General features: G+C 37.7%; 8 protein-coding genes. 1 reads left to right on the top strand and 7 read right to left on the bottom strand.

Annotated elements, in window-relative coordinates:
- From KVT27_RS22670 to KVT27_RS22640, 7 genes are all read right to left on the bottom strand, one after another.
- A partial coding sequence (locus tag KVT27_RS22670) for a PH domain-containing protein (RefSeq protein ID WP_217581982.1) occupies positions 1 to 623 on the bottom strand: 623 nt, incomplete at its 3' end.
- Entirely contained in the window at positions 616 to 1,095 is a 480-nt protein-coding gene (locus KVT27_RS22665) for a PH domain-containing protein (protein ID WP_036121039.1), read from the bottom strand. The genes KVT27_RS22665 and KVT27_RS22670, both read right to left, overlap by 8 nt.
- 123 nt (positions 1,096 to 1,218) lie before the next feature.
- The gene (cshA, locus tag KVT27_RS22660; protein WP_036121042.1) at positions 1,219 to 2,748 is read right to left on the bottom strand and encodes a degradosome RNA helicase CshA; all 1,530 of its coding nucleotides are present in this window, start codon (positions 2,746 to 2,748) and stop codon (positions 1,219 to 1,221) included.
- Between the two features lie 352 nt (positions 2,749 to 3,100).
- Entirely contained in the window at positions 3,101 to 3,793 is a 693-nt protein-coding gene (locus tag KVT27_RS22655) for an alpha/beta hydrolase (RefSeq protein ID WP_217581981.1), read from the bottom strand.
- Positions 3,794 to 3,871: 78 nt separating this feature from the next.
- Positions 3,872 to 5,239: a UDP-N-acetylmuramoyl-tripeptide--D-alanyl-D-alanine ligase gene (locus KVT27_RS22650; RefSeq protein WP_217581980.1), complete on the bottom strand. Its 1,368-nt coding sequence runs from the start codon at positions 5,237 to 5,239 to the stop codon at positions 3,872 to 3,874.
- A gap of 11 nt (positions 5,240 to 5,250) precedes the next feature.
- Positions 5,251 to 6,330: a D-alanine--D-alanine ligase gene (locus KVT27_RS22645; protein WP_036147939.1), complete on the bottom strand. Its 1,080-nt coding sequence runs from the start codon at positions 6,328 to 6,330 to the stop codon at positions 5,251 to 5,253.
- 114 nt (positions 6,331 to 6,444) lie between these two features.
- The gene (locus tag KVT27_RS22640; protein WP_036147940.1) at positions 6,445 to 7,197 is read right to left on the bottom strand and encodes a hypothetical protein; all 753 of its coding nucleotides are present in this window, start codon (positions 7,195 to 7,197) and stop codon (positions 6,445 to 6,447) included.
- 340 nt (positions 7,198 to 7,537) lie between these two features.
- On the opposite strand from KVT27_RS22640, the gene KVT27_RS22635 reads away from it, so the two are divergent.
- A partial coding sequence (locus KVT27_RS22635; RefSeq protein WP_217581979.1) for an FtsW/RodA/SpoVE family cell cycle protein occupies positions 7,538 to 8,188 on the top strand: 651 nt, incomplete at its 3' end.

Raw genomic sequence — 8,188 nt, 5'->3', positions numbered from 1 at the left:
CCAGATACCACAACACCAATCCCACCAGAAGTTGTGGCTAACACTAGTAAGTCCCGCATGGACATATGGTAAATAGTCGGCGCGGAAATTGAAATTGAATTGTCTGCGACCTCCGTCTGTTCTGCATATTGTTGGGTTACACCTTCATTTTTGACACGGCGCATTTCTAGTTCAATCACATCTGCCGCTTCTTTACGAATTGCAGTAAGTTCTACTTCGGGTTTGCCACCTTTACTCCCTGCTGTTTCCACCTGAACTTTGACTAATCCAAACATACGGTGGAAAATTCCTTCATTATAGTTCAAACTTTGAATACGTTCAAACGGAATATAACGCTTCTTTTTAACAAACAATCCATATTTGATACGGAGTTCTCCATCCTCAAACCAATAAACAAATGTCCGCCATTTTATAATTCCCCCAATTAATGCAAGGAGTGCGGCTACTCCCCAGACACCGAAGAGTAAAATGGTATTTAAAAAATGATCACTACGGAAATTTAGTGAAAAGTTAAAGCCATTCGTTATGATAATGATCGCAATAGGTAATATCATACTTTTTAATGCTTTGACGCTCGTAATTACTGCTGATATAGGATGTAAACGATTAATCTCCTTAGACATCATCTTCCGCCACCCTTGCTAATTCAGAGATACGAGCACGAAGTGAATCTGCTTCGTCCATGATAAGTGCGGGAATTGTATGTACGGTTGCTGCCGTTGATATGGAGATATTACCTAAATCATATTTCTTTAAAATCGGTCCCTGTGTCGTATCAACATGTTGGACACGAACCATTGGTATGAGCGTACGTTTTACTACAAATAAGCCATGTTGAACTTCAATTTCATGTTCTCGCACTTCATAGCGCCATCGTTCCCATCTAATTTTAGGAAAAATAAAAACTGATAAAATGGCACTTAATCCTACAATTGCCCCAGCTATGTAGTAAATAAACGTTGGCCACTCAAAATAATAAGTACCATAGCTTACGATTCCTGCTGCAATTAATAGCACCACTGTTTGTATGACACCATATAACCGCCATACAGTTAACCCTTTACGGGAAATTTGATGCACTGGTTGAGCTCTCATTGTCGTTCCCCCTCTTTTCTATATTAGTTTATACGGAATTCATGACCATTTTGTTTCAACTATATACGAAAAAAAACCTTACAGCCAGTATGACTGCAAGGTTTAAATATCCACTTATGAAAATTAATCTTCGTGGCGTCGAGGAGAACGAGAACGACCTTGTCCACCTTCACGACGGCCTCCTTCACGGCGACCACCTTCACGACGACTGCTACTATTACTATTACGGCGATCTCCACCACGAGAGTCACGGCGTCCACCGTAGTTACGATTATTACCACCGCGACCACGATCACCACCGCCACGATTATTGCTAGAGCGTTCACGACGCATTGGTAATGGACGTTCTTCTGAAATTGTTACCGGTGTATCATCTGGCTCTTTCGTTAATGAGCGAAGAGCAGCTGCTACAACATCAATCGCCTCATGATTATCAAGTATTTCTGAAGCAAGTGTACGGTAATCACCTAAGTTGTTATTAGCAATAAGACCTTCAAGAGTATCAAGAGCTAATCGTTGTTGTCCTACTAATGCTTCATCTGATGTTGGCGGACGAAGTGGAGTCATACGTTTTTTCGTAGTTTCTTCTACAATACGTAAGTAACCCATTTCACGTGGCGTTACAAACGTAACAGCAAGACCAGATTTACCTGCACGACCTGTACGACCAATACGGTGAACATAAGATTCAGGGTCTTGTGGAATATCGAAGTTGTATACGTGTGTGACACCAGAAATATCCAGACCACGTGCCGCCACATCCGTCGCAACAAGGATATCAATTTTATTTTCTTTAAATTGACGCAATACAGAAATTCGCTTAGCTTGGCTTAAATCACCATGAATACCTTCAGCAAGGTAGCCACGAATTGATAAAGCTTGTGCTAGCTCATCTACACGACGTTTTGTACGACCAAAGATAATAGCAAGCTCTGGTTGGTGAACATTTAATAAACGAGATAAAACATCGAATTTTTCACGTTCAGCTGATTTCACGAAATATTGATCAATATTATCAACAGTTAATTCTTTTGCTTTAATTTTTACGATTTCTGGATCACGCATAAATGTTTCCGCAATTTTACGAATTGCTGGTGGCATTGTTGCTGAGAACAGTAATGTTTGACGATCAGTAGGAACGTTTTCTAAGATGGCATTAATATCATCGATAAAGCCCATGTTTAACATTTCATCAGCTTCATCCAGTACTAATGTTTGCACATCTTCTAATTTCAACGTACGACGATTGATATGGTCAATAATACGTCCTGGCGTACCAACAATGATTTGAGGTCTATTTTTCAGTGCACGGATTTGACGGCCAATTTCTTGCCCACCGTAAACTGATAATAATTTCACACGTTTATCATAGCCAATCTTGTAAAGCTCTTCAGATACTTGAATAGCTAATTCACGAGTTGGAGCAATAACCAATGCTTGGATATTTGGGTTTTTTGGGTCAATTTTTTCAATTAGTGGAATCCCGAAAGCGGCAGTTTTACCAGTACCCGTTTGTGCTTGACCTAATACATCACGGCCTTCAATAGCAAAACGAATAGTACCTTCTTGGATTGGTGTTGCTTCTTCAAATCCCATACGCTTTACAGAGCGTAATGTAGATTCGCTAATATTTAATTCTGAAAAATTTGTCAAACTTCTCAATCTCCTTTTTTTCCTTTTAAGTTGACAAATGGTTACATTTTCAGATGAAGTTGTCGGCAAATTCGAGCCTGTGTAGTGGAACGTTTCCGTTACTTAAAAATTCTCTCTACATGATCATTCATGAAGAGCTCTCTTATATGAAAAGGAAAGCCCGGTCTTTACCGAGCGGTTCGATTCTGTCGTAATTATTCACTTTAGAATAAAACCGTTGTGTTCAAAAAAAAGTACTCTTCAACCAAATATGAAGAGTCTTCGCACAAAATGTATCCATTGCTTACACTAGTCTAACATGGCTTTAATACGTATGCAACGATAACGCATGAGTCGTAATAATCTGACTACTTCAAGTATCCTTTAAAAACAGCAAAACCCGCGGAAACCAATCGGAGCAATCTTCCTCAAGACATATATGATGCCTTCCATTATCAGAAAAATACAAAATTTTATTAACGGAAGCCAATTCATCATAAAGAAATTGTGCTGTGTTAAATGGCACAATTCCATCCTGTTTCCCTTGTACAATAAAGACAGGAATTTCGATATGCCGATAATACGGTTCCACGCTTCGGACCAATTTCATAAATTCAATTGTTGAAGCTAATGGCACATTATTAAACTTATGTCGATAACGTAAAAATAGCTCATTATTCGTTAAATTATGATGATATGCATCTGTCGCAAGCAATTTGAAATCAATGACCAGTTGCTTAGGACTAATATATTTTGCAGCAGCACTCAATAATACTAGCTTTTTTACCTTATAACGTTTCGCCAAATATAAAGCTATAATGCCCCCCATTGAAAATCCAACAACGATAATCTCATCTACTTTTTTAGCTAATGACCGTATGGCTAGCTCTGCGTCCATTAACCAGTGCTTTGCAGTAAATCCATCCATATGCAAGGCTTCACCATGCCCCGATAATGTTGGTTCTACAATGAGCCAATCTGTATGCGTCCGTAAGTATGTTGTAAACGGCTCCATTTCATAGGGACCACCTGAAAACCCATGAATGCATAGTACACCTATTGTCAAATCCCTCACCTCATTTAACAAAGAAACCTCTAAAAAAAATGAATCGGTGAGCAATTTATCCCACCGATTCAATGAAAACTATGACGTAAAAGCTTGTAAAATTGTCTCTAATTTCATCCCACGGGAACCCTTTAGTAAAACAATAGATGATTCATTAGCAAGTTTTAGTTTTTCAATAATAGGCGTATAATCATCTTCGGCATACAACAATCGCTCTGCTCCAAAGCGCTCTTTTAATACTTCATAAAGATGAGTCATTCGAGGCCCAAATAGACAAACGTAATCGATTTCTTGCACATCTATATCCTCCGCTAACCCTTCATGGAAACGCTGTTCATCCGGCCCAAGCTCTAGCATATCCCCTAATACAAGCCATTTTTCAGGTCGAATAGTTGAAGTAGCGATAAATTGAATAGCCGCTTTTACAGAGGTAGGTGCAGCATTATAAGCATCATTAATAAATAATGCACCATTTGTACCTTGTACTTGTTGCATCCTCATATCTGTTAATACTACATGCTCTAAGGATGTACGAATTTGCTCATTTTTTAAACCTAGTTGATGAGAAATTAACATGGCAACTAATGTATTTTTCACTTGATGCTTTCCAAGTACAGAAATAAAGAAGTCACCCTCTATCATACCGTGGGTTGTAAAGCTACTACCATTAGCATTGGCATGAATATGATCGGCAAATAAAAGGTTATTTGGCTCTAATCCAAACGCTACGGCATTTAAATGCTGTTCCTTAGCCACTAATTCCTGTAGCAATGGTTCATCTCCATCATAGAATAATAGGCCATCCGGCTGCATTCCTTGAATAATCTCAAACTTTGCCTGTGCGATACCTGCACGGGACCCTAAGTCCTGCATATGGGCCTCACCGATATTTGTAATAACTGTCATATGTGGCTGAGCTAGCTTTGTTAAAAATTCAAGTTCGCCGAATCCACTCATTCCCATTTCAAGGACAGCTACCTCTGTATCTTCATCAAGCTGTAATATGGTAATCGGTAAACCTAGTTGATTATTAAAATTCCCAATTGTTTTTTGTACTTTAAAGAACGGAGCAAGTGTACCCGCTAAAATATCTTTTGTTGATGTTTTACCGTTAGAGCCAGTAATACCAATAAATTTTGCTTTATGTTCATTCCGATAAGCTCGAGCCATTTCCTGTAAAGCTATTTCTGGATCATCCACAAACAATAAAGGTATACCTTCGGGCGGATTAGGTTCATCCTTTTGCCAGAGAGCAGCACCTGCACCTTTTTCAAACGCCTGAGCAACGAACCGGTGTCCATTTGTTTGCTCACCACGAAATGGTACAAATAAATCCCCCTGTTGAATTGTTCTTGTATCAATGGAAATTCCTGATACAACCGTATCATCGTAAGCCGACATATCCTCATTTAACCATGCAGCTAATTGTTTTAATGTTTTTTTCACAATAATCCCACTCAGTCTTTTTTATAGTGAAGCTGTTGTTTTTCTTCAAAACGTTCAATGGCTAACGTAATCAAACGATTGATCAGCTCTGGATAGCTTACATTTGTATGTTGCCACAGTAGTGGATACATACTTACTGGCGTGAAACCAGGCAATGTATTGACTTCATTAATGTAAACGCTATGATCAGCTGTTACAAAAAAGTCGGCACGAACTAAACCACTACCATCAATCGCTTTAAAAGCCCGTTTTGCCAGATCTTTTAAGCTTGATTCTGTTTCCTCTGGTAGCTCAGCTGGAATAATCAGTGCTGTGGAGCCGTCCTTGTACTTAGAATCATAATCATAAAATTCTGTAACAGGTTTAATTTCACCTGGTACTGAAACTTCTGGATAATCATTTCCTAAGACGGCAAGTTCAATTTCTCGAGCGATAATACCTTGCTCGACAACAATTTTACGATCGTATTGTAAAGCAACCTCGATTGCTTTTATTAATTCATCACGGTTTGTTGCTTTGCTAATCCCCACACTAGATCCTAAATTTGCAGGTTTCACAAACATTGGCCAAGTCAATCTTTCTTCACAGCGTTCAATAATAGCCTGTTGTTCATTTTTCCACTCACTGCGAATAAAGTACGTATAGGGCACTTGTGGTAAACCAGCAATCTCGAATAATTGCTTCATAACCACTTTATCCATTCCAGCAGAAGATGCTAAAACCCCATTTCCTACATAGGGAAGATTTAGAACCTCTAGTAAACCTTGCACGGTTCCATCCTCACCATTTGTTCCATGTAACAATGGAAAAATAACATCGAACTGTACTGATTTGCCATGTTTGTCGATTAAAAAATCAGTAATATTATTTTCTAAAATTGTAGTATTATCACCAAACTGTAGTTCTTCGATAGTACTTACAGGCTTTTCTAAACGATCTCCGCGTCGCCATTCTCCTTCAGATGTTATGAAAATCGGATATACTTCATACTCCTCGAAATTCAAAGCACCAGTGACTGCACGAGCTGTTGATAAGGATACCTCATGCTCTGCTGACTTTCCGCCGTATAATAAACCGATTCTTTTTTTCATTTTTGTGCCCTCCACATACTTCTTGAGTACTATTAGTTTATCACGAAACGTCTTGACAAATGACATAAAAATCCCACCGTAATTTTCGACGGTGAGATTTGAGTGTATATTTCGTTAAATAATATAAATCAATTCATCGTGCTCAGTTTTCAAAATGGTATTTAAATCGTCCCATACTTCATCAGGAAAAGAATATTCTGACAAGTTGCGTACTTCTATCCCATATGCCGCTTTTGGTTTTTCAATACGGTACAACGATAATAATGCACCGTCTTTAGCAAAGGATCGATAAGAACGTAAGAATTCAGGTGAAATGGTAGGGATACTTGATTTTACTTTTCGACGCCAAAATCCCGTGCTACGTTCCTTTTCGCGAATTAAACTATTAAAAACATTTGCCACCAATAAATCCGAATCACTTAAATGTCGGAAATAAATTTTTGTCATTTTTTCTAAATCTGAAGAGTAATAGACGAATCTATTTTGCAATTTGTTAAAAAATGCAGATGTAATTGGTTCTTTTTTATGACTTATGTAAAGCAATTCCCCTTGTTCCATCGGTGTTAGATGGTCTAGCCTCTTCTCATCCATAAAATCGACCCAACATAATTCCTTGGACTCAGCCGATTTTTTTACAAAATGGGGTACCTCTTCATCCAATACATATTCAAATTGTGTATGCATATTAAAAGAACCGTCTTCATAGGAATGTTTTAGTAAAAGTAAGTGATGCAGTGGTTCAAGCGAAGCCGCAAATTGCGAGAATTTCAACCCGCTAAAAATGACAAATTTATCTACATCATTCATATGAACATAAATATGATACATAAAATCATCAGCTGACTTTAATTTTTTAGCCACAACCATCACCCCATTCTTCACTACATTATAAGACTAAACTCGATTTTTTTGAAACATTTTATGTTAATTGTCGTCACAACTATATACGCAGGCATAAAAGTGTTTTTTGCGTTATAATAGGAATGTTAAACATGCATTTGCATACAGGTTTTCGATTACTCATTGAGTTAAAATATTTGCTTAAAAGTTCCATTGACAACGTTCAAAGCAAATTGCAATCTTATCAGTAGACATTCATTCTTTCTGATTTTGAATTTGCACTATTCTTTCAACATTATAAACCAAAATGGAAGAAACGCATTATATTTACTCATATTGAGATACTATTTTAATTTAGGTGGATTTTATGGAAAATAAACGAAATTTCGCAAATCGTTTTGACTGGACCCTTGCTTTTATTCTTTTCACTTTTCTAGTCATTAGTTTGTTAGCTATTGCATCTGCCCAAACATCCGGTCAATATGGCATTAACTACGTTCCAAAACAAATGCAATGGTATGTAATTGGTGCAGTAATTATTGGCATAGTGATGTTTTTTGAGCCAGATCAATATAAAAAAATGTCATGGTATATGTATGGAGCAGGGATTGCCTTATTGGTACTGCTTATTTTTATGCCTGAAGGAGAAGGTCAAATTGGTGCACCGGTCAATGGCGCAAAAAGCTGGTACCATACACCCCTTGGAAACATTCAACCTTCAGAGTTTATGAAAACATTCTACATCTTAGCACTGGCACGATTAATTAGTAAGCACCATGAAGTCTATTCATTAAAATCATTAAAAACAGACTTCTTATTATTAGGAAAAATTGGTTTAACTCTTATCGTTCCATTAGCGATTATTTTGAAACAACCAGACCTTGGTTCAGCACTTGTATTCTTTGCCATTACCGCTGCCCTTATTATTGTAGCAGGTATTTCATGGAAAATAATATTACCTACATTTTTAGGTGGCGTAGTAGCAGGTGGTTCACTATTATGGATGGCTCTCTACATG

It is taken from the genome of Lysinibacillus sp. GbtcB16, assembly GCF_019091145.1.
GTDB lineage: Bacteria > Bacillota > Bacilli > Bacillales_A > Planococcaceae > Lysinibacillus > Lysinibacillus fusiformis.
Note: the sequence above shows the minus strand (reverse complement) of the source record. Positions and strands in the feature narration are given on the sequence as shown.